Origin of the sequence: Mucilaginibacter rigui, assembly GCF_014773275.1 — a bacterium.
GTDB lineage: Bacteria > Bacteroidota > Bacteroidia > Sphingobacteriales > Sphingobacteriaceae > Mucilaginibacter > Mucilaginibacter rigui_A.
This window is the reverse complement of the sequence record NZ_JACWMW010000001.1, coordinates 549,925-575,884: the sequence shown is the minus strand read 5'-3', so window position 1 is coordinate 575,884 and position 25,960 is coordinate 549,925. Positions and strand designations below refer to the sequence as shown.

The following is a 25,960-nucleotide window of genomic DNA, read 5'->3' as shown; positions in this document are numbered from 1 at the left end:
TATAATCGGCTATATTAATTTAAAGGAATATTTCTGGTATTTCCGGTGTCATCTGTTATAACAACCGATGACATTGTAGCATCAATATTGAAAAACCTGCCCGACTGTGATAAGAAAGATCCGCCATTATAAAATTCCTGTTTTTCAATTTTCCCGTTTTTATACCGGATAGTGGCAAAAGCATCAAACGGTTTTATGGTAACCGTGCGTACGGTTTTTTTCAATTCAAATACCTTCATAGGATCTTTATATTGCGTAGCAGCTAATAAGTAGTTGCCTTTTGCACCGCGCAGTTTAACCAACGCCTTACCATTACCAGGTATATAAATACCGCTTTGCATAATAGTTAATGGTTTAAACCCACCTTTTCCATCGCCTTTTAAAACCAATCCGTTGAATGCATCATACCGGCCGGTAGTAACTTCGGTGCCATAATCGTTACCATTGAGTGCTACATCAAGGTTGCCGTCGCCATCAAAATCGTCAATAATTATACCTGCCAGTTGTGATATCTGTGCCTCTACAGGTAAGGGTATCAGGGTAAATTTACCATGCCCATCGTTACGCAAATAACAAGATTGCAATTCGTTAACTTTTAACCTTATGGCTCCTTTACGCATGGCTGGCGTTACCACACTATCCATCGTAGCAATTGCATACGATTTGTAGTTTTGAAACTTTACACGCATGCTGATAATTTGTTTAACCATATCGTCGCGCGTATGTGCCGGAAACTCTTTCATAACGCCATCCCTATCCTTTAAGAACAATGATGGGATTGCATCATAACTATCGTTATCGTCAAAATCTTTAGCAGTTATGTATACCGGGTACTGGTCGGTTGCTTTATAAAATGTATTTAGCCCGGTGTTCCCTACAATGTAGTCAATATCCCCATCTTTGTCAAAATCACCGCCCGCTATGGTGTTCCACCAGCCCAGCTTATTGGCTATGCCGCTATTTGCGGTTGTGTTTTTAAACACACCGTGATCATTCTTCATGAAGGTTAACGGCATCCACTCACCGGTTATTACCAGGTCGGGCCAGCCATCGTTATCATAATCTGTAAAAGATGCATCGCACACCAAACCTAAATTATTGAGGCCTTTAGCTACTGTTTGTGTTACATCTGTAAATTTAATAGCTCCCTTTTTACTATCGTTACGTAAAATCAAACTCGATACCGGTTTAGGGTAGTTCCACGGGTTAACCCTGCCTGATACAAACAGATCCAGCGACCCATCCTTATTATAATCTACCGCCTTTACACATAGTTTGCTGGTAAAATTGGCCGGTAATGCATTTGCTTGCAAGGTAAAGTTGCCTTTGCCATCGTTTGTATATATCCTGTCCTGGTATGATTTTGCACCAGGCTCGTCCTCATAACCACCACTGGCAGCGTATAGGTCAAGGTCGCCATCGCCATCGGCATCAAACAAAAGTAAACCCTCGTCTTTATATTTGTCAGTTAGGTTTGTTGCTGCAGGTAACAGGTTTCGCTGTATAAATTTACCATTAGCCTGCTGTAAGAGCAGCTGTGCCGGATATTTTGATGTACCGCCAACAACCATATCATCAAAACCGTTGCCATCAATATCGCCAACCGCAACGGCCGGCGAGTATTCTGATAATTTATGCGGTAATAATTTCTGCACGTTAAAGTCGGCAAAGTCAACATCGTTATGTTTATAATTGATGCCTACAGATTTTGTCACCTCGGTAAACAACGATTGGGTGTTTACCAACGGTTGGTTGAAATTATACCCGGTTTTGGCATTATTTATATCAACCTTTAGTACCTGGTCGGTTTTCACATTGCTTAACACCTGCTTTCTACCATTCTGCCATTTTATCACAACCGAATCTATACTGGTAATTTTACCAAGGCCAAAATGTGCAATATTTTGTATGGTTGACAGGTATCCGCGAAAGGGAGTATTTTCATATACCTGTTGCTTGCCATGATCATAGTAAATATTAGCCCAGGCACCTATACCATCCATATTTTGCGGATTACCTTTAAATTGTATTTGCAGATAATGGTTATTACTTTTGTCTTTTTGTCGTGAGGTATTTTTATATATAAAGGCTTCATCATCAATATTATTAATGACCATATCCATTGCACCATCATTATCAAGGTCGGCATAGGCAGCACCGTTAGAGAACGATGCTATATCCATCCCCCAATTTTTAGTTACATCCTCAAACTGTAGTTTGCCGTTATTCCTAAAGGCGTAATTTGATATTTTGACAATCGGTATTTGTTTAAGTACCTGGCTTTTTGTTGCAATAGCATACGATTCGTTCCTGAATGCAATAAAATCATGGTCGGTAACATCGCGGGGGTAACCATTGGTTACTACAATATCCCTAAAGCCATCGTTATCAAAATCTGTTATCATAGGCCCCCAGCTCCAGTCTGTTTGCGCTACGCCGCTTAAAAAAGCAATTTCGCTAAATGCCGGCGCACCTATTGAATCATTCTGGCCAAGGCGTGGGCCCTGGTTTAATTGTAATGTATTATGATTGTATTGGTATTGATACCCGTACTGGTCAAAATTTTGGTATAATTGGTACATTGTACCCGGCATAAACATTTTTTTACGGTAGTTATCTTCCGGATCCATATCCAGTTCAAAAACATCAGCAAGGCCGTCGTTATTAATATCCTGCACATCCTGGCCCATGGCGCTGGTAGCAGTATGTTTAAAGTATTCTCTTGAACGATCGGTAAATGTACCGTCGTGGTTGTTAATGTATAGTATATTGCTTGGTAAAAAATCGTTTGTTACGTAGATATCTTTCCAGCCATCCTGGTTAAAATCGGCAATACTTGCTGCGTGGCCGTATCCTTCAATTAGTATACCTGCCTCTTTTGATACATCTTTATAAACACCATGTTTTAAAATAGGATCATAATCGTTACGATATAACCTGCCTGTGTTACGGCTTGTGCCATCTGTAATAATTGGCCTGAAAGAGCTTGTATTATCTGTTGATTGTGCTTCGTTAACAGTAAGGTACATATCCAGGTCGCCATCGTTATCGTAATCAAAAAAAGATGCCATGGTTGAGTGTACGTTTATATTAAGCCCGTACTCTTTTGATGATTCTTTAAAAACAGGCACACCATCTTTGTCTGGCCCCGTATTTATATATAGCAGGTTCAACCTTTTAACCGGGTCATTTAAAAGCGTATTACATACATAAATATCTTTTAAGCCGTCGTTGTTAATATCTACCACTGCCACACCACGGCCCCAACCCCCTTTGCCGCCTACGCCGGCTTTTTCGGTAACGTCTTCAAATTTAAAATCGCCTTTATTGATATACAATCGGTTTGATACGGCATTGCCTATAAAATAAATATCCTGCAGCCCATCATTATTAAAATCTCCTATCCCAACACCGCCGCCATTATAGATATTTAATTTATCGAGCGGGTTAATACTATCATTCTCTACTATCTCATTATTAAACTTTATCCCTGAATGTGAGGAGGAGATTCTTTCAAACATCGCCGCTTTTTTACACGAGAATAAGGAACATAAAAGAATGATGATCAGCAGATATTTAAGGGGTTTCATACAACGATATTAAGAAAATATATTCAAAAAAAAAGAGGGAGAGATTATTATCTCCCCCTCTTTTTAAGTTACTGACTACTAATAACCTTTATTCTGTTTCAGTGTACCTTTAGAGATATCAATCTGGAACTGAGGGATTGGATAAAGTTCGTTTTTGTTAGAAGTGAACTTAGCAACCTTCATTACCGCAGAGGTGAATTTATCACCAAAGTCGCGGGTGTTTTTCAGGAATTTTTCAATTTCTGTTGACATAATAGTACCTCCAGGGCCACCATTCACAGCATCCCAACGAGACAAGTCAAAGAAACGATGACCTTCCATACCTAACTCAAGTTTGCGTTCAAAGTAAACTGCTTTGCGGGCATAAGCCTGGCCGTTTGTAGCAAACTGGCCGGTATATAAACCAACTTTGTAGTTAGCAGCAAATTGAGTATTATCAACTTCTGGTTTAGTAGCATCACCGCCTGTGTAGCCTGTTAATTTACCTTTAACCCAACCGCTTTGGTCAGCAGCACGGGCTCTAACCTGGTTAACATAACCTTCTGCAACAGAAAGTTCATTAGCCTCAACAGCGCATTCAGCAGCCCACAAAAGTACATCGGCAAACCTTATAGCATTGTAGCTATTTGAAGTTGACTGATTTGCTGCCCAACCACCGTAAGAATCTGAAGTTGTTGATTGTGCTGCTTTATAATAAACGTTTTTAATTGGCAGGTAAGGGCCACCATTGGGCTGGTCACGTGCCCATGCAGCGCCCGGGCAAATCCCCCAGTCAAGGTAAGGAATACCACGACGGCCTACTGACCAGTCTAACCTTGCATCAAGCAATTCGTCACCTGGTGTAAATACAGTACCGGCGGGCACGCCTTGGTCATTTTTAATGTAATCATTCTGGTAAGTATCAATCAATGGCAAACCATTGGCATCAACTTTAAATGAGTTTACAAAATCAAAAGTCGGCTGGAAGAAACCGCAACATCCTGCAGGGCCTGCAGAAGGGAAATTCAATACAGAACCAGCGTTACCGTTTAAGCCGTTTGCTCCATCGTGTACGGATGTTTGTACAACAAAAACACCTTCTGGGCCATTTTTGGTTGATGGGTTAAAGTTGTTAGCATAAAGGCCAAGCGCATATTTAGCTCCTGAGCTGGTTTTACCATTAGTAATTACATCCTTCAAAATGGTATACGCATCAGCATATTTGTGATCGTACATCAGGGTCTTGGCCTGGAAAGCTAAAGCTGCCCATTTGTTTGCACGCCCTATCTGCGGCTGAGTAGCAGGGAGATCTGCCGCTGCTGCTGCAAAATCTGCCTCTATTTTATCCCAAATTACTTTGTCATTTGGTACGTTATAGTTATTTGCAGTATAGGTTATTGATTCATCAATATACGGAACGAACTTCCAAAGTTTAGCAGCTTCCAGATGATAAAAGCCACGCAGGAAACGAGCTTCGGCAACGTATTGCTTTATTTGATCAGGAGTTATAGAACCGTCTTTAACCTGAGGTATCAGCCTTAGTACGTCGTTAGCACGTTGTACACCTGCATAGCATACGCGCCATTTATGATCTAAATAATCATTGGCACCAGTTGCGCTGAAAGCTTCAAGGTTTGCAGCGGCCGGTTGGTCACCAGGGTTTGAGCCTTTAAAGGCATCACCTGCAACCACACTACCATATACCCAGTTATCTGTACCGGTTTCCCAGGGGCTACCTGTTTGGCCGTCAAAAACACCGTCTACAACAGAGTAAGCGCCAATCAACACACCATCAACACCGGTACGTGTTGCAAGTACCTCAGGGATCAATGAGCCGATAGGCGCCTGATCAAGATACTTCTTACATGAATAAGATCCACCAAGCAAAACGAGTGCTGCCGGGATTAGGACTTTTAATTTAAAACTTTTTTTCATAACTATTCTCTTTATATATTATGGTTAGTTATTATTAGAAACTAAGGTTTACGCCGAATATGAATCTGCGTTCGTTATTAGGATAGTTACCTCTATCTATTCCCTGGCTGTTACGGTTGTCATATGCTTGTATTTCCGGATCAAGGCCACTGTATTTTGTAATAGTGAAGAGGTTAGTACCTTGTACGTAAGCACGTAATTTATCAATACCAATTGCTTTTAGCATGCTTGGTGCAAAAGTATAACCAACTTGTAACGACCTTAATTTTAGGAATGAGCCATTCTCTACATAGTATGAGTTGATAACATCAGAAGTACTAAAAGTAGTTGTTTTTTCAGCTATAGGTGCTTTTGCGTTGGCATTTTGAGCTGCCGTTTTTGCAGGGTCCCATGCATTGTTCAACAGATCTAAACTTTTATTACCGGTTTGAGTACCGTAGAAATTAGTCCAGTATTTAATAGTGTTGTACACATCATTACCTTGTGAACCGTATAATACTGCGCTAAAATCAAACCCTTTGTAACCTAAATTTAAGTTAACACCGTAGGTAAAATCGGGAGTTGGTTTACCAATTTGGGTACGGTCAGCATCGGTAATACGGCCATCACCGTTTACGTCAGCATAACGGAAACGACCCGGGGCTGCATCTGTTTGATAAACAGGTACTGAACCAAACAAATCTGGCTTTTGTTTTGCGTTAAGTGCATTAATCTCAGCCTGAGTATTCCAGTAACCTTCTACTTTGTAACCGTAGAAAGCACCAATAGGGCCACCTACCTGATTGTAAACTACGTTACCATTACGAACATCTGATGTGAAGAACGGAGCTCCAAGTTGTGTGATCTCGTTTTTCAAAGTAGTAATGTTAGCACCAATTGAGTATGTGAAACCACCAGAAGAACCGTGGTATGTAGCGCTGATATCTAAACCTTTGTTTACCACTGTACCATTGTTAACAGTAGGCCATGCACCTTCTAATCCACCGGCAGTTGCAGGTATAGGTACAATTACAAGCAGGTCTGATATTGTTTTTTTATAATACTCAAGAGTAACATCAAAGTGGTTAAACAATGACGCATCAAAACCTACGTTAAAGGTTTTATCTGTTTCCCAAGTTGCATTAGGGTTACCTAAAGAGTTTTGCAAATAACCAGGAATTACTGAGCTTGATGAACCATCAATAGGGTAAGATGATGAACCAGGGCCGCCACCGTAAGCTGCGTAAGCACTATTAACACCAACGTTACCGTTAAAACCTGATGTACCGTAACTACCGCGGATCTTTAAGTCGTTTAACCAGGTAGAACCTTTAGCAAATTCTTCCTGAGTTACGCGCCATGCAGCGGATACAGCAGGGAAAGTACCCCATTTATTACCGGGAGAAAAACGTGAGCTACCGTCACGACGTATGGTTGCGCCGATAATGTACCTGTCATTATAGGTATAATCTAAACGGGCAAAGAGTGACATGATAGTATTACGATCCCTGTATTTACTGTCTGCAGTTGTTTGACCAGCCTGGCCGTTTGCAATGTTAGCGAAGAATGGATCAAGCGAGAAAAGGTTTTTTGCACTCGCGTTAATTTCGCGACCGGTATACCCTCTTTGCTCAAAACCACCTAACAGGTTAATACTATGTTTGCCAAATACTTGTTTGTAGTTTAAAGTGTTGCTCCAGTTAAAGTTGCTGTCATATGAAGAGCCTTCGCTGTAACTATTATTACCACCGTGCGCCTCACCGCTATCATACTGGCGGTAGCCAATATTGTAATAGTAGCGGTTGTAAATATCAGCACTGTAAGCAGTACGTGCTACAAAGTGTTTTAAGAAGTCGGCTTCCGCAAACACAGTACCTTGCATACCGTACTCATTGGTATGATTAGTTGCCTGGCGTTCTTGCATACCAACAGGGTTGAGTGCATTACCTAAAGCTGCAGGGCCTGCATAAGTACCACCTAAATTGCCTCCAATATCGCGTACCGGGATGATAGGAAGCGTACGGTAAGTTTCAGAAATTGGGTTACCCTCATTTTGGTTACCACCGCCTGCTAAGCCACCACCACCATTTGGCGAGTTGATATAATAATAGCTAAAGTTTTCACCTAACCTGATGTGATCTTTCACACTAAAGGTTGTGTTAACGCGTGCCTGATATCTTTTAAAGTAAGTATTGATAAGCGTACCTTGTTGATTAGTGTAACCTAATGATAAAAAGTAATTGCTTTTATCACTTGCACCGCTTGCGCTTAAAGAGTGTTGTTGTATTGGGGCACTTTTGAAAATTTCGTGGAACCAATCTGTACCTGCGCCTTTAACAAATTTCTGGATCAGATAATCACGTGACGGATCATTGTCCAGGTGGTAATTTGGAAGAAAAGTGTTTGCCTGGTTTTCGTTGAATACACCTTTAGAACCAGAACCTGACTGGTAACCATAATCATAGAATTTCTTTCCGTTAGGGTTTCCTTTCATCAAATCGTTATCTGGGTCAACCTTGGCAACCAATTGCTCAAACTCATTAGCATTAAGCAAATTAAATACGTTACCACTTAGCGGCTGTGTAGTACCATAAAATGCATCGTATGAAATTGTTGCTTTACCTTGTTTACCTTTTTTAGTAGTAACAACGATAACACCGTTACCACCACTAACGCCGTAGATAGCCGCCGCACCCGCATCTTTCAATACTGAGATCGACTCGATATCGTTAGGGTTGATGTTTGAAATGCTGCTTGTTTGTAATCCATCAACAACATACAGTGGCGATGAATTATTAAAATTACTTAAACCACGGATGGTAACCTGCGCACCGGCACCTGGGGCACCTTGTGTTACAACGTTAACACCGGCTGCCTGGCCTTGTAGCATAGTTTCAGCACTTACAGATGGAACCGACTTTGCATTGTTCATATTTACTGTAGTAACCGAACCGGAAATGTCTTTTTTACGTTGCGTGGTGTAGCCGGTTACTACAACTTCGTTCAACGTGTTGCTGCCGGCCTGTAAAACAATGTTGATTGTTTCAGAGGCGCCTACAGTAACATCTTGCGATTGATATCCCAGGTATGAGATGGTCAATACGTCACCCGGATTCAGACTCAGACTGAATTGTCCGTTAACGTCTGTCTGTGTACCGATGGTAGTACCCTTAACGCGCACAGTGGCACCAACTACAGGCAGCTTGTCGTCGCTACCGGTAACTTTACCAGTGTGTTTTGTTTGAGCCGTAACTACCAATGAAGAAACCATGCAGCATAATAGCAGGCATAGCGCTCTTCCCTTAAGGAGTAAACTTTTAAACATGAGATTGAGATTTAGTTGATTAATATATTTGATTTAAGATTGTATGAAGAGAATGGACGGATGCAGGTGAGATACACACGCGACCACCTCAAAATATTTTTGACTATGGTGCCCCGCGGGCCGGGCTGGAAATATCGATAATAGAAAATTGTAAAAGTTTTATCATATAGTTACACTATCCTGTTTAAAATTTTTATTCCGTTTAGCACCCAACGAGCGATATATACAGCCCGTCGATATGTTTATCCGTTAAGTTTTGTTTCGTTTTCTTTAAAAAGAAAAGTTTATAATTGGTAATGCTCTAATATAAACAGAGTGTACAGGTTACACAAGTTAATTTATAAGAATTATTAATTATTTATTTTGCCACCTTATAACGATATAAATATTTCAATTTAATATCTATTTGTTAAACTCTTGTTAACAAATAGGCGCATTAAATAATAATATTACAATGTAATTTTCTTGTTATAAAGCAATTTTATCATAAAATTCCATATGGGGTATAATCAAAAGCCCCCAACCTTTAGGTTTTTATAAAAAATTAAAAAACTTCTATCATTTTTTTAAAAAGTATGACACATAAAATCAGCCAGGTGTTAAACTTATGTTAAAATTACATTATCAATAGCAAATACAATATCAATAAATACGCGGCAAATACACCAAGTATTTTATTTATGTATTATGGATATTTATATAAAAAAAATATGCCTTGCTGACATTAGCAAGGCATATTCATTAAATTTTGTATAAAAAATTCGAAGCGATTTCTTTAAATAAAACTACAACTTTAGCTATTTAACCCACTGCACTCTGGCTGTTTTGGTATCGGCCGAATTTGTACCTACCTGTATAATAAATTCACCTGGCTCCCAGTCGTATTTTAACTCGCTGTTGTAAAATTTGAGTTGTTTAGGGGTTATATTAAAGGTAACATCCATCTTCTCGCCTATCTGCAAGTTCACCTTTTTAAAATCTTTAAGTTCTTTAACTGGGCGGCTTATACTTGCTGCCGGGTCTCCTATATAAAGTTGCACAACCTCTTCGCCGGTATAAGGCCCGTTATTAGTTACGGTAACCGTAGCAGTCAAAGTTTCGTTACCCTTTAATTTGGTTTTGCTCAGCTTTAGGTTACTATAGCTAAAGCTGCTATAGCTTAAACCGTAACCAAACGGATATAGCGGGTCATTACTAATATCAAGATAATTTGATTTGAATTTAGTTGGGCCCGATGAATAAGGGCGGCCTGTATTCAAATGGTTATAATATAAAGGTATTTGGCCAACACTACGCGGGAATGTTGTAGTTAATTTACCTGATGGGTTATAGTTACCAAACAATACTTCGGCAATGGCATTACCGGCTTCGGTACCAGGGGCCCATACATCTAATATAGCGGCGGCGTTGTCATTTTCCCAGGTTAGGGTAAGCGGCCTTCCGTTAAATAATACAATTACAATAGGCTTGCCTAATTTAGCAAGGGCTTTTAGCATTAGCTGCTGGCTTTCAGGAATGCTGATATCAGACCGGCTTGACGATTCGCCGCTCATGCTTTGCGACTCGCCAACAACGGCAACAATAATATCCGATTTTTTAGCCGCTTTTACTGCATCTTCAATCATATCCGCCGGCGATTGTTTATCAAGCGATACCATGCCCGGGCCAAAGTTAAGGCGTTTCATAAAGGCTGTATCATCCGTAATATTACTTCCTTTTGCATAGTTGATCTTTACATTATCGCCAACTATGTGTTTAATACCTTCTATTACGCTTACTGATTTTTCCCACTCGCCGCCAATTACCCAGGTACCCAACATATCCCTTTTATTATCAGCCAGCGGGCCAACAAGTGCTATACTGCCGCCCGATTTTTTTAATGGCAATATTTGGTTGGCATTTTTTAGTAGTACAAAAGAGTGTTCGGCAGTAACCCGTGCCGATTTGCGGTTGGCATCGGTCATTATTTCGGATTTCTCTTTTTGCGGGTCTAATGATTTGTAAGGGTTATCAAATAAGCCCAATTTATATTTTGCTTCAAGCACACGGCGACAGGCCAGATCAATGTCGGCCTGTGTTACTTTACCTTGTTGCAATGATGTTTTGAGTGTTTTTAAAAAGCCTTCGCCTACCATATCCATATCCAGCCCGGCTTTTAACGCCAATGCTGATACAGTTTGCAGGTTACCCATGCCATGATCAACAGTTTCGTTTAATGAGGTGTAGTCTGATACTACAAACCCTTTAAAGCCCCATTGTTTACGCAACAGATCCGTTAACAGCCATTTGTTAGTAGTTGCCGGCACGCCATCAACTACGTTAAATGAGCTCATGAAACTGCCCGCCCCTGCATCAAGCGCGGCTTTATATGGTGGCAGGTAATAATTGTACATGGCTACCTTGCTCATATCAACCGTATTGTACTCGCGGCCTGCTTCGGCAGCACCATAAAGTGCAAAGTGTTTTACGCAGGCCATCACCGCGTCGGCATTTTTAAGGCTGGTGCCCTGGTACCCCCTTACCATGGCTGCGGCTACTTTACCACCCAGGTACGGGTCTTCGCCGCTACCTTCAGATATGCGGCCCCAGCGCGCATCACGGGCTATATCAACCATTGGAGAAAACACCCAGTTTAAGCCTTCGGCAGTAGCCTCTTTGGCAGCAATATGTGCTGCGTGCTCAATAATACCAAGATCCCAGGTAGCTGACATACCCAACGGAATAGGAAATATTGTACGGTGCCCGTGTATAACATCAAGCCCAAATATTAAAGGGATATGCAAACGCGAGCCTTTAACAGCGGCTTCCTGCATTTTACGAACACTCTCGGTTCCGTACAAACCAAAAATACCGCCTATACTGCCTTTTTTAACACCATCGCCAATACCATTGTTGGTTACCGAACCCGTTATGGCCATGCCCCCTGTTACCAGGTTTAGCTGCCCTATCTTTTCATCAACGGTCATTTTTTTCATTAAGCCATTAACAAAAGCATTCATTTTAGCAGTTTCGGTTTTATCCTGCGCTACACTTTTACTAAGTGGGAAACAAAATAATATAGCCGCACTTATGTAAACAATGGGCTTATGAGTGAAATATTTTTTCATTAATAACAGTTTGGGTGTGTTTAATATATCGTTATAGCTATTAAATTTCCGTAATATTAAATTACTGTAAAACTTATTAGTTATAATTGGTTTTTAATGTTGCCTAATGCATGGTGTAATTGGTACACAATTGTAAATATTAAATTTAAACAATCAAAGTTATTTTTATCAATACCGTAAATGTTAACAAAACAGGAACTGGAAGAATTTTGGGCAGAAGCCAGTGAGATATATCTTAACCATGTATCTATAGACTGTGTTGTATTTGGCTTTCACGAAGGGCAGATGAAGGTTTTGATGCTTAAGAGTAATAATGAAGAGGCCTGGTACCTGCCCGGCGGCTTTGTATTAAAAAAAGAACCCATTGAGAAAGCGGCCGACCGGATACTAAAGGTACGTACAGGTATAGATAAGATATTTTTGCAGCAGTTTCGTGTATTTGGAGACCCCGATCGTTCCAAGATCCATAACGATATGTATAGGGATATGCTGCCAAAAGAACAAAACTTTTTTGACCAGCGTTTTATATCCATAGGTTATTATGCGTTGGTTGATTTTTTTAACGTTACCCCCACTCCCGATGATTTTTCGGAATTATGCACCTGGCGCGACCTTAACGACCTACCTAAATTTCAGCTCGACCATAGATTGATATTTGAGACTGCATTAGACACACTGCGCCTGCAATTAAATTATCAGCCTATCGGGTATAACCTGATGCCTAAAGAGTTTACTATGCCCGAACTACAGAAACTATATGAAACCATACTTGATAAGAAGCTGGACCGCCGTAACTTCCAGCGCCGTATTTTGGGCTTTGGCATATTAAATAAGCTGGAGCAGACCCGTAAAGGTGGCGCCCACAAAGCACCTTATCTCTACTCCTTCAACCTTGAAAATTATCAGGCTGCATTAAAGGAGGGTTTAAAAAGCGGCTGGTAATAAAGCAAATGCCCGTAAGAGAGGCGAAGTATCAAGTATCTATACTACCTTCCCAACGTCAATTTCTGCGCTGCAACACTCAATTTCCGCATTTTTTGCTATATTAAGCCCTATCTACTATTTTTACCGAATACTTATGAAATTCAAAAACGTACTTGTTGATTTTACTTTACTTGTGTTTGGCATTTTATCTGCAGGTATGGGGCTTAAAGGTTTTTTGCTGTCCAGTCATTTTATTGATGGTGGTGTAACCGGGATCTCTATGCTGGTGGCCGATGCTACCAAAACCCCTCTTTCTGTACTCATATTTGTAATTAACGTACCGTTCCTTTTTTTAGGTTACCGTAAACTGGGCTTACAATTTGCCATAAAAAGTGCATTGGCTATAGCCGGCCTATCACTTTGCCTGGCTTTTGTACATTTCCCCGATGTTACGCACGACAAGCTGCTCACCGCCGTATTTGGTGGTGTATTTATTGGTGCAGGTATTGGTATGGCTATCCGTGGCGGCGCTGTGCTTGATGGCACAGAGATAGCAGCCCTGCTGGTAAGCAAAAAAACACAGGTGGTACGCGTAAGCGATGTAATACTGATACTAAATGTGGTGATATTTATTGCAGCGGTTTTCCTTCTTGGTGTCGAATCGGGCCTGTACTCTATTTTAACTTACTTGGCGGCATCAAAAATGATTGACTTTATATTGAATGGTTTAGAACAATATACCGGCATGACCATTATATCCGCCAAAGGCGAAGAGATCCGCCTGGCTATTACCCAATCGCTGGGCCGTGGTGTTACAGTTTACCAGGGTAAAAGTGGTTATGGAAAAGATGGCCACATTAATACCCCGCGCGAAATTATATTCACAGTAGCTACCAGGCTCGAGGTTCCGTTAATAAAACGCGAGATTCTTAAAATTGACCCGGCAGCCTTTATTGTACAGCAAAGTGTTGATGATACTACAGGTGGGTTATTGAAGAAAAAGAAAGGGCATTAACTGGGAAAACGGTTACTTTTTATGTGGCTATGCACCCAGGCAGGTACACTATTCACAGCCTTTTTTGTATAACAGCTATATACTCATAGGGTTCCCTGTCTTTTTCAAGCGTTACATAAACGTCAACGTTTTTCTGATAGTCGTAATCGTTGAAAGAATAATAACATATCTGTGTTTTAATCTGCAGCTTTAAATATCTATTCATCTGTATGCATTTGATAACGGTATAGTTTAAATTACGTAAGCATCACAAAATCAATTCATTTCGTTAAGTGTAATTATGAGGGGCGATAACAAGGCGTATCATGTCCCCGCTCTCCGCACATTTTACCCACCTTGGCTCAATCTTTGCAGCCACACTGTAAAACCAATTATTATGCCTGAGGGGCCAAGCATACTCATATTAAAGGAAAAAGTACAGCAGTTTAAAGGCGACAAAGTAATTGCCGCCAGTTGCAACAACGGCACGTTAGATACTGATATGCTTACCGACCAAACCATCACCGATTTTAAAAGCTGGGGCAAGCACTTTTTGATCTGCTTCCCCAAGTTTACTATCCGCATCCACATGATGATGTTTGGCACTTACCGGATAAACCAGCACACCGAAAAGCCTCCCCGCCTGCACCTGCAATTTGAAGATGGCGAACTTAACTTTTACGCCTGCCTGCTGCAATTGATAGAGCAACCTTTAGACGAGGTTTACGATTGGCAGGCAGATATTATGAGCGAGGAATGGGATACCAAAAAGGCTATCAAAAAGATGAAGACAAAGCCCAAACTATTAGCTTGCGATGCTTTGATGGATCAGCAGATATTTTCTGGCGTGGGCAATATCATCAAAAATGAGGTATTGTTTCGCACGCGTATCCATCCCGAAAGTTTAATTTCGGCTATGCCACTAAAAAAGGTTAATGAGATGATAAATGAGGCTATTAAGTACAGCTTTGAGTTTTTGGAACAGAAAAAGGCGGGCACTTTAAAAAAGCACTGGCAAGCTTATCATAAAAAGGAATGCCCCCGTAACCATATTCCTATTATCGAAAATGATACAGGCCGCTCGCACCGGGCAAGTTTCTATTGCGAGAAATGCCAGGTGATGTATAAATAATTTTGCAATCGTATTGTAAGAAGTGTTCACGTTCACAACCATGAACACTCGTGAACATTAACAATGGTCTGATAATAAGCTATTTAAAAAAGCATCCGGTGACAAAACGTGCCACCATATTATCATAACATCATACTATAGCTTGAGCTTCCGGAATAAGAAACTAATTCCATTTAACTTTGTTAATTATTGATAAACCGATACAATTATGAAAACTATAAAAATTGATGGCAACCCAACCGACCTTACCGCTGTTATGGTTCCTCGTGAAGACGAATATCATGACCACGAAACCGTAAGGTTAGAATCATCTATAGATGGCAAATCTGTAGAGAAAACTATCTTCCGCGTTGTTGATGGCGGCGAAGATAAATGGGAGTTGCAATTCGAATAATATTCACATGTCATGGTGAGCTTGTCGAACCAATAGCGAACTAAGTCTTCGACAAGCTCAGACTGACATACTTTACTGCTTCACAAACACAAACTCTCCCCCACCCTGCTTAAGCGTAAACTCGCCTTTATCAGGGCGAAACTCCATTACAATACCAGCAGCCTCAAATTCAAACTTATCGGCAGTTGTAGTGGCATCAAGCGGGAATGCCGATTGGCCTGTAGCCTGTGCCGATAACACGTTGCCTTCTTTTGTAATGGTAATTTTTATAGGGATTTTTTGACTGGCATAAACACCAACATATTTATCAAGGCCTTTAACTTCAACAAAGCTTGGTATAGTATAAGGTTCATTAAAGCAAATGCTAAATACGCCCTGCATAATTTTCGACGGATCATAACTACCACCGTTAGCGGTGTAGCTTATAGCCAACTTTTGATCGGGGAAATAGGCTAATTCTGAACGATAAGCATCTATTGCACCACCATGTCCGTAACTGTTTTTACCCTTAAACGATGATAAAAACATAGCCAGGCCAAAATTATCCTTCATAGTTTTCATGAGTTCTAAGCTGGCAGGTTTAACAAGTTTGCCTGCAAAAAGGGCCTCAATAAATCTATCCAGATCGGCCGGGGTTGATACCATAGAACCCGCACCGGTAGGGATACTCATATCGGTTTCCACAAACTTTTTCCATTTGCCATCATAGGTATAAGAGTAAGCCTCGTTATTGGCTGTATTGGTTTTAACACCGTAGTAAGTATCCTTTAAACCAATTTTGTTAATAACTCGCTGCTTAACCAGTTCAGGGTATGTTTTCCTGGTCACTTTTTCAATAATATAGCTTAAAAGCACAAAGTTGGTATTGCTGTACTGGCCTTTGCTGCCCGGCTCAAAGTCGGGCTTCATGGCTGCAATCCTTGTCAGCATTTGCTCGTGTGTTTGCGGGCTTAACATGTATTGCATGTACGCCGGGTCGTTGGTAAAATTATGCAGGCCGCTGTGATGGCTCAGCATCATACCGATGGTTATCTTAGCTGCGTTTTGTACTTCGGGGTAAAACTTATCGAGCGTAGTTTCTAACCTTAGCTTGCCTTCATCAACCAGTTGCATTACCATTACGCCGGTAAACATTTTACTGATATACCCTATGCGGTATTTTGTTTTAGCCGATGCCGGGATGGTAGCGGGGCTATCAATTACCGCATTACCAATACTTTTTTGGTAAACTATGGTGCCGTTTTGCGATATGGCCATGCTGCCCATGCTTTTATTGTTGGCGGCAAGTATATTCAGCAGGCTATCTAACCGGGGTTTGTTAATGCTTTGGGCGTAGATACCTGTAGTTAAACCTGTTGCAAGAAATGCTAAGGCGAGGACTCTTTTTATCATTGTGATGGATGGTTTGGATTTTAGATTGCAATATAGGCAGTCTATTACTCCTATTTAGAATTATTTAATCACCGTTTTTTTAAACCACGGAGTTCACAGAGATAAACAGAGGCCTCAATAATATAACAAGCAATACTCAGTATACTCTGTACTAATAAACAAGCAATACTCAGTATACTCTGTGGTTAAAATTAATTGCAAAGCAATCCAAGAATCTAACTTTCCAGTATTTCCGCTATCTCGTCAAAACCTTTTTCGCGGGCAAGGTCTGCGGGGAGTTTGCCGCCTTCCATACGAATATCAACCCTGGCGCCTTTCTCCAGCAATAATATCAACAATTCAAGATTGCCATTTTGCGCCGCCGAATGTAAAGGTGTGGTTCCCGCCTGTTGCCTTACGTTTACATCGGCACCGTTCTCTATCAACATGGTAGCGGTGCTGGTAAAATTACCGGCAGCAGCCGAGTGGAGCGGGTAAACGTTAAAGCCATTATCGCTTGGGCGGTTAACATCGGCACCTTTTAGCACCAGGTAACGGGCAATATCAAAACGGCCAAAATAGCTGGACAGGCCTAACGCGGTAAAGCCGTCCTCGGCATAAAAATCAATTTTTTCAGGATGGGTGGCAATAATATAAGCAACATCATCAAACCTATCGGCAGCGGCGGCCTCAAACAGGCTCAGATCAGTAGTATATTTCAATAAAACGCTGGTTACCGCCGGCTTATGATAATAACAGGAGAGCATCAACGGCGATACATTAAGGCTTGTTTTTGCTTTGGCGAGTTCCGGGTTACGGGCAAGCAAAGTCTCTAACGCTTCTATATCGGCATTGGCAATAAACTCCTCCAGGTTTTCGATGCTCATTGAATGTAATAATACTAAAAATAAATAATGTTGTGTTATTGCTGATTTAATATTTTAATAATAGAATATTATACCGTTGCAGGGTAACTCCCGGGCTACTACCTGTTAAATAAAGTTAAAAGGGTTAAAAAAAGTTAAACGGACCGCAACCTGCACAATTTTTTAGGCCGGTATCGTTTCAGCTACATCAAACAAATAACTCAGTATTATGAATACAAAAACAAAACTCTTAGCGGTAGCTTTAACCGCATTCGCCTTATTTATGGCTGTACAGTCTAACGCGCAATCCGTTCAAAAAGGTAAACTCCGTTTCGGGATCGGGGCCGATGGTTTATTACCTGTAGGTAACTTCAGTAAAAGCGCCAATTTTGGCCTTGGTATAACGCCACGCTTACAGTATGGAATAGCAAACAACGTTGCACTTACATTCACAACCGGCTTTTATCACTTTTTCCCTAAGGACCAGCTTTATACCGATGGCACAACATCGTATAAATACAAGTGGGATATGGACCTGATACCGGTAAAAGCGGGTATTAAAGCGTTTGTAACATCAAATATTTATGTAAGTGCCGAAGCGGGGATAGGTTTCCAGGTTGATAACGGCGGTGGCGATTCAAAATTCATGGCATCGGGCGGTGCCGGCTACGCCACAAAACATTGGGATTTTGGTGTGCGGTATGAAAACTTTGCCGGTAACGGTTACCGCAACGAGCTGATAGGCCTGCGTGTGGCTTATGGCTTTGGGTTGTAATCATATATAAATCAATAAAAACCCTCACCTGATAGTGCGGATTTTTTTATTTAAAAATACTGAAATATCCTAACTACCTGGTTGATCCCGGCATACGATATTTCCAAAAAATTAAAAAATAACTGTTTAATCTAATAACTTTATATTTGCAATTAAACGTGTAAAATACAGGATGCCGATTAAAGGAAACCAGTTCAGATCAAATAGTTTTAAGGAAGATAACCAACCAAACAGCCAGGCTTCAAAAGGCCCTTTTGGTGGCAAAAAGCAACAAAGGGAGCGGCCTGTTAAGCAGTTGGCCGAGCGCTTACCACTGTTTGACCTGCGCGATGGCCGTGCTATCAAAATACTGGGCCTGTTTTTCCTGGTATTGTCGGTATTTTTCCTTATTGCGTTTACTTCCTACCTGTTTACGTGGCAGCAGGACCAAAGCTATGTTTCAAAAGCTAACGGCGGCTGGGGCAATCTTTTTAAAACCACCAAAGAGTTATTAGAGAATGGCGTTAACAACCCTATGGTTGATAACTGGCTGGGCAAATTCGGCGCGTTGTTATCAAACCAGTTCATCTTTGAATGGTTCGGTATTGCATCCTTTCTGTTTGTGTTTGTATTTTTCACAATTGGTTATCGCCTGCTGTTCAAGATCCGTTTGTTCTCGGTTAGCAAAATGCTGGCCTATACCTTTTTCGGGATCGTATTTATATCGGTAACTATAGGCTTTTTCCACGCTTTTATTATTGATTACCCACACTTTTTAGAGGGCAACTTTGGTTTCTGGACAAACCGCCTATTGGCCGCACAGGTTGGGCAATCGGGCACCGGGTTTATCCTCCTGTTTTTGGCGCTTACGGTATTAATTATTGCCTATAACATCGATTTTAAACTACCCGCCCGCAAAGAAAAACTGGCGCCAATGGCCGGTGTAGATGAAGTGGCGCCCGAGCCGGTTGAACTGGTGGAAGAAGAACCATCATTACCGGTAGAGTGGCCGCGCAACGGCAACCGTGTAAAAGATATCCTTGCGGCGCAGGAGGTGGTTACACCTGTTGAACCTTTAAAACAACAACCGCTTACGCAAAATCCTATTTTTCATGAGCCTGTTGTTTTAAAACCCGATGTAACACACGAGCCCGAAGAAGAAACCGAAATTCCGCTTACCATTGATGTTGAGCGCCCCAACCCTATCATGAACATCGAAAAAAGCGATGATGATAAGGCCAAAAGCCTGGTAGAGCAATTCGGCACATACGACCATAAACTGGAACTTTCCGGCTATAAATTACCGCCATTAAACCTTTTAGAGGAATATGGCACCGGTAAAATAGCCGTTAACAGCGAAGAACTGGAAGCCAACAAAAACAAAATTGTTGAAACGCTGAACCACTACAATATCGAGATAGATAAGATAAAAGCCACAATAGGGCCAACGGTTACTTTATACGAAATAATCCCTGCGCCGGGTGTGCGGATCTCCAAGATCAAGAACCTGGAGGACGATATAGCGCTGAGCTTAGCGGCTTTGGGTATCCGTATCATCGCCCCTATGCCGGGCAAGGGTACCATCGGTATTGAGGTACCAAACCAAAACCCCGAAATGGTTTCTATGCGTTCGGTGCTGGCTACTGAGAAGTGGCAGAACAACACCATGGACCTGCCCATTGCCCTTGGTAAAACCATCTCTAACGAGGTATTCATTGCAGATCTGGCCAAGATGCCCCACCTACTGGTTGCGGGTGCTACAGGCCAGGGTAAATCGGTTGGTATTAACGCCATATTGGTATCCCTGCTTTATAAAAAACACCCTGCCGAACTTAAATTTGTACTGGTTGACCCTAAAAAGGTAGAACTTACACTTTTCCGTAAGATAGAAAGGCACTTTTTAGCCAAACTGCCTGATGAAGCCGATGCTATTATCACCGATACCAAAAAGGTGGTAAATACGCTTAACTCGCTTTGTATTGAAATGGACCAGCGGTACGACCTGCTGAAAGATGCCCAGGTACGTAACTTAAAGGAATACAACTCAAAATTTGTAAACCGCAAAATTAGCGACCCCGAGAAACACCGCTATCTGCCGTTCATCGTACTGGTAATTGACGAGTTTGCCGACCTGATGATGACTGCCGGTAAAGAGGTAGAACAGCCCATAGCACGTATAGCGCAGCTTGCCCGTGCCGTTGGTATACACCTGGTTATTGCTACGCAAAGGCCATCGGTTAATGTTATTACGGGTACTATTAAAGCCAACTTCCCGGCGCGTTTAGCGTTCAGGGTACTTTCAAAAATAGATTCGCGTACCATATTGGATGCCGGTGGCGCCGACCAGCTGATAGGCCGAGGGGATATGCTGCTCTCTACAGGCAGCGACCTGATTCGCCTGCAGTGTGCGTTTGTGGATACGCCAGAGGTGGAGAAAATATCAGACTTTATAGGCGAGCAACGTGGCTACCCTACCGCCATGTTCCTGCCTGAATATGTGGGCGAAGGCGAAGCAGGCAGCAGCCCTAAAGATTTTGACCCGGATGACCGCGACCCTATGTTTGAGGATGCTGCACGCTTAATTGTGTTGCACCAACAGGGCTCCACATCGCTTATCCAGCGTAAAATGAAACTGGGCTACAACCGCGCAGGGCGTATTATTGACCAGTTGGAAGCCGCCGGTATTGTTGGCCCGTTTGAGGGCAGCAAGGCCCGTGACGTGCTTTATCCTGACGAATACAGCCTGGAACGCCACCTGGAAACCCTGCAAAAACCTCGCGATTAAACTAATTAAAGTTAAATCACTCTAAACTATTGCAGGCCGCAATGGTTATTTGTGAGCTTTAAGATTTAACACAACATGAAAAAATTATTCATCTTCCTCATATTATCTACACTGTCTGTTACTGCTGCGTTCGCGCAAAAAGATGCGGATGCGAAGGTTATACTAAACAAGCTAAGCAAACAATACCGCAGCTACGATGCTGTGAAAACGGATTTTACACTGCTTATTGATAACCCGCAGGCCAATATCAAGCAAACCCAAACAGGTACGCTTATATCACGCTCAAAAACCAATAAGTACAAGGTTACCCTGTATGCAGCTGGTACAAAATCGGTTACGCAGGATATCATCAGTGATGGCAAAAAACAGTGGACTTACCTGAAAGATGCCAACGAGGTGCAATTAAGCGCCGCTGATAACAGCGAAGAAGGCTTTAACCCCGCCAAGATCTTCACCATGTACGAAACCGGTTACAAATACATTTACACCGGCCAGCAAAAAATAGGCGCAAAGGTTTACCAGGTTATTGACCTTACTCCCGAGGATAGCAAAAAAACCTTTTTCAAAGTAAGATTGATGATAGATAAGATGAAGAACCAGCTTTACAGCGCACAGATCTTTGACAAAAATGGCAGCAAATACACCTACTCGCTACGTACTTTTACGCCGAATTACAAAGTAGCAGAAACCGTATTTACCTTTGATAAAAAGGCTTACCCGGGTGTTGAAGTAGTAGATTTAAGGTAATGGTTATAGAATAATAAGAAAGGCGATGATTACACATCGCCTTTCTTATTATTCCACCTTCCCTAACTTCACTCTCCGCTCCATTACTTCGCGCCAGGTAGTTAAAATAAATCCTTTCTGCTTTAGGAAAGCACACAGGCGCGGGTCGGTCATGGCCAGGAGGTCGCCTTTACGTTTTTTACCTTCGTTGGTAATATATTGGAAGGTATCACCCGGATTGGTACAATGCATAATAACCATTGTTAAACCCGGTGACAGGCGACCAATACTTTCAATATAATGATTAGTATACCATTGCCGGATCTGCTGATCGGTTTTGTGGGCAATATCCGGCATATTCCAATCATAACTGCTATTATGCAGATCATCCAACACAGGCAGCCCTGCAGCCCAGATCTTCTCCCCTATGGCTTTAACACCAGCCAATTCTGCCGGGTCAGGAATAGCCATACCAGGAGTATACTTATTTTCTTTTTTTAGTTTAGCTATAGTAGCGGCCTTAGCTTCCGCACGATAAAAAAGGTCATCTCCACCGGGAAACATTACGGGCACCTGTTTTTCAATCCCAAGCTGAATATACTTTTCCATAAAGGCGGGTTTAGCAAACAGCGTCCCCATGTGCGAGTCGAGGTGAGTGGGTTTAAAACCCATGGTAATCGCCCTGTCGTACTGCGCGCGGATCTCTTTATCCACCTCATCGGGCTTAGCGTTAAAATAAACAGATATAACCGAAGGCCACATAGCGCCTTGTTTATCAACCAGTCTCGGTACTTCTGCCTTACCGGCAAGGGGCCCCCAACGGTAGTTATCCCACTCCGAGGTTAATGTAAGGTGCAGTCCTGCATCCAGTGTTGGGTGTTTATCAAGGTAAGCCTTAAACTCGGGAACCCAGGGGCAGGGCATCATCACACTGGTTGAATTGGCTACACCCAGGCTGGTGGCTTTTATAACCCCGTCGTTTGAATCGTGCGACATGCCCGCATCATCTACATGCAGAATAATAACCCGCGCACCTTTCGGATAGCCAAGCTTTTCGGCATAGGTTTGTGCTTGGGCAAAACAAAGCGTTGTATAAATAGTAAACAGAAGTGCAACAGAAATTTTTTTCATACCAATACAGTTTAGTTTGTGGAATACCGGTTACCAAAAAAGGCCGGTTATGATACCGACCTTTGAATTACTTATTGAGAAATTTACACCCTTATGTATATCTTATTCTTATCCAATATTTTACCAACGCTCCAGCAAACCAGCATATAGCTTATTGCAAACAGTAGCGAACCTATAGCCCCCGGCGCTATTTTTTGGTAGAATACATCGTTTATCCAGCCGTAAAAGTTTTTGTTGCCGATGTTGATCATCCAAAAGGCGATAACCAATATCTCCGAGAGGATATAAATGGCCAGCGGGTTTTTGCCCACGGTGGTGAAGAAGGAGGTCCAGTTATATTTGTTCCAGGCGCGTACCTCCACCACGTAGATGAGAGCGGATATCATCACCATATCAATACCGGTTGTCAGTAAGGTAAAAGGGCTTGTCCACAATTTTTTCCCAATCGGGAAACTCATATTCCACGTTAGAGCGATAAAAATAAACACGCAGCCCATCAGCGCTAAACGGCCAATAGTTTCGTAGCCTTTGCCTTTTTCCTGTATAAATTTACCGGCGTAATAACCCACAATAACATTTACAATGGCAGGCAGTGTGCTCAGTATCCCTTCCGGGTCAAATGCTACGCCTTCGCCGTGGTACAGGTGGCTATCCCCTAAAAGGTACTTATCAAGGTAAGTGCCCGCATTGGTAAGCATGGCGTAGGGGGCTTCGTGATCGCCAAACACCAGCAATAGAACCTGGTAACCAACTAAAAGCAGTGCGCTGATAACAACTACAGCGGTTTTATTTTTCACAAAATAGATGATAAGCGAAGCGAAAATATAGCAAAGCCCGATGCGTTGCAATACGCCCATGATACGCGTACCACTTATTGGCCTCAATACCCATCCGGCGCTGGTATGATCAACAAACGGGAACCAATACATCAGGTAGCCTATAAGAAATATAAGCAGGCCACGTTTTAAAATGCGGTATAATACGGTGCCAGTACTAAGGGTATCAAACTTTTTCATGGTAAAGCTCATGGCGTTACCTACTGCAAAAAGAAAAGAGGGAAACACCAGATCAGTTGGGGTAAAGCCAAACCATGCGGCGTGCTCAAGCGGTGCAAATGCAGTGGCCCCGCTGCCGGGTGTGTTTACAATGATCATAAAGCAAATGGTTAGACCGCGGAAAACATCCAGCGACAAAAACCGTTCGGATTTTTGGTTCATAATGGGTGCAAATGGTTAAATTATTTCAGGAGATTTAGTTGCACCAATATAGTAATTAATTAAAGTGAAATACAATAGATGATACAACTTTATAAAATATTTTAAAAAGTTGCAATTATTTGCTTTCACATCTATTTACAACATTTTACCGTGGTAATGCTAAATGTTGCTATTTTTGAAAACATGCTTACCATTACCAATCATACCCTCGAAAAACTGGAAATGCTGCTTAAAACAGCAGGTTACCGTGTAAGGTATGAGAAAGGTAATTTTAAAACCGGCGCTTGTATGTTACTGAGCAGCCGTGTAATAGTGGTAAATAAATTTGCCAACCTGGAGAGCAAAATAGCAGCGGTTTCCGAACTGGCACGCACCCTTGAAATAGATTACAACTTACTTGACGATAAACAGGCTGCGTTTTTGCACCAGTTAAAACAAACAACCCTGCAACTGTGACCATTACTTTTTTAGGAACCGGAACTTCGCAGGGTGTACCTGTTATTGCCTGCACCTGCCCCGTGTGCATGTCTGCCGATAAACACGACAAGCGGCTGCGTACCTCCATCCTAATTGAGGGTGATGGTAAGGTGATCTGTATAGATTCGGGCCCCGATTTTAGATACCAGATGCTGCGCGAAAAGGTGATGCACCTGGATGCAATAGTTTTTACCCATGAGCATAAGGACCATGTAGCAGGTATGGACGATATACGCGCATTTAACTATAAACAGCAAGGCCCGGTAGATATTTATGCCGACGAACGCGTGCAGATAGCCCTTCGCCGCGAGTTCCCTTATATTTTTGATGACAGAGGTTATCCCGGTATCCCGCAGATAGACTTACATACTATAGCATTAGCGCCTTTTAATGTTGGCGATGTGCGCTTTACCCCCATCGAAGTGATGCACTACAAATTACCTGTTAAAGGTTACCGGGTAAAGGATTTTACCTATATCACCGATGCCAAAACAGTATCGGATGTAGAGAAAGAAAAGATCCGCGGGTCAAAAATACTGGTGATAAATGCCTTGCAAAAAGAAAAGCATATTTCACACTTTACGCTTGGTGAGGCTATTGCATTTGCACAGGATATAGGTGCCGAAAAAACCTATTTCACCCACATCAGCCATCGCTTGGGCAAACACGCCGATGTTTCTGCCGAACTGCCTGCCGGTATTGAACTGGCTTACGACGGTTTAAAACTCGAGATTTGATCTCCCATTAAAACAACAGGTTTAGGATTATTATTTGCTAATTACTGATCGAGCTTTAGGTAGCTTACTTCGTTAATAGTAGCGCAGTACTCTTTTTTATATCCTTTATTCTGCATCTCTACCCGCCCCCTAATGGTCATTAATTTATTATTTATATTGCTATAAGTTCCGTCTTCAGCTGCAAAGAGGCCGGTGTTTTTTCCTTTTAAATACAAAGGGCATTCCTGTGTAAAATTCACCCAAAACGATTGGCTGTTGCCATGATTTGTAAAAGTGCTGTCGTTAACTAAAGCAGAAACGTTTTTACCCTCTACATATTTACCATATACTTCTACATACTGCTTATCATAATATTTTATACTATCTACCAGGTGCGTCAGGCTTATTTTTTTGAACTTAATACCGGGAGCACATTCGCTGATATAGATCTTTTGTTTATGAGTATTGCAGGCCGGCAGGGTTAATGCCAGTATAAACATCAAATATACCCTGCTTTGTAACATGTATAAATATAAGCGTTTTAACACTTATGCGGCC

19 protein-coding genes are annotated in these 25,960 nt (G+C 41.8%); 9 read left to right on the top strand and 10 right to left on the bottom strand.

The window, feature by feature from the left end:
* Positions 1 to 14: 14 nt before the first annotated feature.
* The 4 genes from IDJ75_RS02685 to bglX all read right to left on the bottom strand — a co-directional run bounded on the left by IDJ75_RS02685 (position 15) and on the right by bglX (position 11,915).
* Positions 15 to 3,590, bottom strand: coding sequence for a VCBS repeat-containing protein (locus IDJ75_RS02685; protein WP_191174067.1), 3,576 nt, complete (start codon positions 3,588 to 3,590; stop codon positions 15 to 17).
* Positions 3,591 to 3,668: 78 nt separating this feature from the next.
* On the bottom strand, positions 3,669 to 5,504 hold the full coding sequence (locus tag IDJ75_RS02680; RefSeq protein WP_191174066.1) for a RagB/SusD family nutrient uptake outer membrane protein: 1,836 nt from the start codon (positions 5,502 to 5,504) through the stop codon (positions 3,669 to 3,671).
* A gap of 34 nt (positions 5,505 to 5,538) precedes the next feature.
* The gene (locus tag IDJ75_RS02675) at positions 5,539 to 8,754 is read right to left on the bottom strand and encodes a SusC/RagA family TonB-linked outer membrane protein (RefSeq protein WP_224746458.1); all 3,216 of its coding nucleotides are present in this window, start codon (positions 8,752 to 8,754) and stop codon (positions 5,539 to 5,541) included.
* 851 nt (positions 8,755 to 9,605) lie between these two features.
* Complete coding sequence (gene bglX, locus IDJ75_RS02670) at positions 9,606 to 11,915, bottom strand: beta-glucosidase BglX (RefSeq protein ID WP_191174064.1); 2,310 nt, start codon at positions 11,913 to 11,915, stop codon at positions 9,606 to 9,608.
* Positions 11,916 to 12,095: 180 nt separating this feature from the next.
* Between bglX and IDJ75_RS02665 the strand changes: the two genes are divergently transcribed.
* Together IDJ75_RS02665 and IDJ75_RS02660 are read left to right on the top strand one after the other, a co-directional pair.
* Entirely contained in the window at positions 12,096 to 12,857 is a 762-nt protein-coding gene (locus IDJ75_RS02665; RefSeq protein ID WP_191174063.1) for an NUDIX hydrolase, read from the top strand.
* A 136-nt stretch (positions 12,858 to 12,993) separates the two neighbouring features.
* On the top strand, positions 12,994 to 13,854 hold the full coding sequence (locus IDJ75_RS02660) for a YitT family protein (RefSeq protein ID WP_191174062.1): 861 nt from the start codon (positions 12,994 to 12,996) through the stop codon (positions 13,852 to 13,854).
* 52 nt (positions 13,855 to 13,906) lie between these two features.
* Here the strand turns inward: IDJ75_RS02660 and IDJ75_RS02655 are convergent, their stop codons facing one another.
* Complete coding sequence (locus IDJ75_RS02655; RefSeq protein ID WP_191174061.1) at positions 13,907 to 14,059, bottom strand: hypothetical protein; 153 nt, start codon at positions 14,057 to 14,059, stop codon at positions 13,907 to 13,909.
* Positions 14,060 to 14,230: 171 nt separating this feature from the next.
* On the opposite strand from IDJ75_RS02655, the gene IDJ75_RS02650 reads away from it, so the two are divergent.
* The gene (locus IDJ75_RS02650) at positions 14,231 to 14,965 is read left to right on the top strand and encodes a DNA-formamidopyrimidine glycosylase family protein (protein ID WP_191174060.1); all 735 of its coding nucleotides are present in this window, start codon (positions 14,231 to 14,233) and stop codon (positions 14,963 to 14,965) included.
* Between the two features lie 208 nt (positions 14,966 to 15,173).
* The gene (locus IDJ75_RS02645) at positions 15,174 to 15,359 is read left to right on the top strand and encodes a hypothetical protein (RefSeq protein WP_191174059.1); all 186 of its coding nucleotides are present in this window, start codon (positions 15,174 to 15,176) and stop codon (positions 15,357 to 15,359) included.
* A 72-nt stretch (positions 15,360 to 15,431) separates the two neighbouring features.
* Here IDJ75_RS02645 and IDJ75_RS02640 read toward each other — a convergent pair whose 3' ends face one another.
* Entirely contained in the window at positions 15,432 to 16,751 is a 1,320-nt protein-coding gene (locus IDJ75_RS02640) for a serine hydrolase domain-containing protein (RefSeq protein ID WP_191174058.1), read from the bottom strand.
* A 215-nt stretch (positions 16,752 to 16,966) separates the two neighbouring features.
* Positions 16,967 to 17,617 (bottom strand): ankyrin repeat domain-containing protein, encoded by a 651-nt coding sequence (locus IDJ75_RS02635; protein WP_191174057.1) that lies wholly within the window; start codon positions 17,615 to 17,617, stop codon positions 16,967 to 16,969.
* 208 nt (positions 17,618 to 17,825) lie between these two features.
* Here IDJ75_RS02635 and IDJ75_RS02630 point away from each other — a divergent pair, with 208 nt between their 5' ends.
* From IDJ75_RS02630 to IDJ75_RS02620, 3 genes are all read left to right on the top strand, one after another.
* Entirely contained in the window at positions 17,826 to 18,371 is a 546-nt protein-coding gene (locus IDJ75_RS02630; protein ID WP_191174056.1) for a hypothetical protein, read from the top strand.
* 172 nt (positions 18,372 to 18,543) lie between these two features.
* Positions 18,544 to 21,135: an FtsK/SpoIIIE family DNA translocase gene (locus tag IDJ75_RS02625; protein WP_191174055.1), complete on the top strand. Its 2,592-nt coding sequence runs from the start codon at positions 18,544 to 18,546 to the stop codon at positions 21,133 to 21,135.
* Positions 21,136 to 21,210: 75 nt separating this feature from the next.
* Complete coding sequence (locus IDJ75_RS02620) at positions 21,211 to 21,882, top strand: LolA family protein (RefSeq protein ID WP_191174054.1); 672 nt, start codon at positions 21,211 to 21,213, stop codon at positions 21,880 to 21,882.
* Between the two features lie 48 nt (positions 21,883 to 21,930).
* On the opposite strand, the gene IDJ75_RS02615 is transcribed toward IDJ75_RS02620, so the two are convergent.
* The gene (locus tag IDJ75_RS02615) at positions 21,931 to 22,992 is read right to left on the bottom strand and encodes a polysaccharide deacetylase family protein (RefSeq protein WP_191174053.1); all 1,062 of its coding nucleotides are present in this window, start codon (positions 22,990 to 22,992) and stop codon (positions 21,931 to 21,933) included.
* 83 nt (positions 22,993 to 23,075) lie between these two features.
* Positions 23,076 to 24,209: an acyltransferase family protein gene (locus IDJ75_RS02610; RefSeq protein WP_191174052.1), complete on the bottom strand. Its 1,134-nt coding sequence runs from the start codon at positions 24,207 to 24,209 to the stop codon at positions 23,076 to 23,078.
* Positions 24,210 to 24,365: 156 nt separating this feature from the next.
* Here IDJ75_RS02610 and IDJ75_RS02605 point away from each other — a divergent pair, with 156 nt between their 5' ends.
* Together IDJ75_RS02605 and IDJ75_RS02600 are read left to right on the top strand one after the other, a co-directional pair.
* A complete protein-coding gene (locus tag IDJ75_RS02605; protein ID WP_224746457.1) occupies positions 24,366 to 24,665 on the top strand; it encodes a hypothetical protein in 300 nt (99 codons plus the stop codon).
* Complete coding sequence (locus IDJ75_RS02600) at positions 24,662 to 25,423, top strand: MBL fold metallo-hydrolase (RefSeq protein WP_191174051.1); 762 nt, start codon at positions 24,662 to 24,664, stop codon at positions 25,421 to 25,423. The genes IDJ75_RS02605 and IDJ75_RS02600 overlap by 4 nt, the downstream gene beginning before the upstream one ends.
* Positions 25,424 to 25,464: 41 nt before the next feature.
* Here IDJ75_RS02600 and IDJ75_RS02595 read toward each other — a convergent pair whose 3' ends face one another.
* Complete coding sequence (locus IDJ75_RS02595; RefSeq protein ID WP_191174050.1) at positions 25,465 to 25,926, bottom strand: hypothetical protein; 462 nt, start codon at positions 25,924 to 25,926, stop codon at positions 25,465 to 25,467.
* Between the last annotated feature and the right edge of the window lie 34 nt (positions 25,927 to 25,960).

Coding starts and splice junctions, on each gene's coding strand:
- IDJ75_RS02635 (WP_191174057.1), bottom strand. CDS start 17,617: ATGAGCATCGAAAACCTGGAGGAGTTTATTGCCAATGCCGATATAGAA.
- IDJ75_RS02645 (WP_191174059.1), top strand. CDS start 15,174: ATGAAAACTATAAAAATTGATGGCAACCCAACCGACCTTACCGCTGTT.
- IDJ75_RS02650 (WP_191174060.1), top strand. CDS start 14,231: ATGCCTGAGGGGCCAAGCATACTCATATTAAAGGAAAAAGTACAGCAG.
- IDJ75_RS02640 (WP_191174058.1), bottom strand. CDS start 16,751: ATGATAAAAAGAGTCCTCGCCTTAGCATTTCTTGCAACAGGTTTAACT.
- IDJ75_RS02665 (WP_191174063.1), top strand. CDS start 12,096: ATGTTAACAAAACAGGAACTGGAAGAATTTTGGGCAGAAGCCAGTGAG.
- IDJ75_RS02595 (WP_191174050.1), bottom strand. CDS start 25,926: ATGTTACAAAGCAGGGTATATTTGATGTTTATACTGGCATTAACCCTG.
- bglX (WP_191174064.1), bottom strand. CDS start 11,915: ATGAAAAAATATTTCACTCATAAGCCCATTGTTTACATAAGTGCGGCT.
- IDJ75_RS02615 (WP_191174053.1), bottom strand. CDS start 22,992: ATGAAAAAAATTTCTGTTGCACTTCTGTTTACTATTTATACAACGCTT.
- IDJ75_RS02655 (WP_191174061.1), bottom strand. CDS start 14,059: ATGAATAGATATTTAAAGCTGCAGATTAAAACACAGATATGTTATTAT.
- IDJ75_RS02620 (WP_191174054.1), top strand. CDS start 21,211: ATGAAAAAATTATTCATCTTCCTCATATTATCTACACTGTCTGTTACT.
- IDJ75_RS02605 (WP_224746457.1), top strand. CDS start 24,366: ATGCTAAATGTTGCTATTTTTGAAAACATGCTTACCATTACCAATCAT.
- IDJ75_RS02675 (WP_224746458.1), bottom strand. CDS start 8,754: ATGGTTTCTTCATTGGTAGTTACGGCTCAAACAAAACACACTGGTAAA.
- IDJ75_RS02625 (WP_191174055.1), top strand. CDS start 18,544: ATGCCGATTAAAGGAAACCAGTTCAGATCAAATAGTTTTAAGGAAGAT.
- IDJ75_RS02610 (WP_191174052.1), bottom strand. CDS start 24,209: ATGAACCAAAAATCCGAACGGTTTTTGTCGCTGGATGTTTTCCGCGGT.
- IDJ75_RS02680 (WP_191174066.1), bottom strand. CDS start 5,504: ATGAAAAAAAGTTTTAAATTAAAAGTCCTAATCCCGGCAGCACTCGTT.
- IDJ75_RS02685 (WP_191174067.1), bottom strand. CDS start 3,590: ATGAAACCCCTTAAATATCTGCTGATCATCATTCTTTTATGTTCCTTA.
- IDJ75_RS02660 (WP_191174062.1), top strand. CDS start 12,994: ATGAAATTCAAAAACGTACTTGTTGATTTTACTTTACTTGTGTTTGGC.
- IDJ75_RS02630 (WP_191174056.1), top strand. CDS start 17,826: ATGAATACAAAAACAAAACTCTTAGCGGTAGCTTTAACCGCATTCGCC.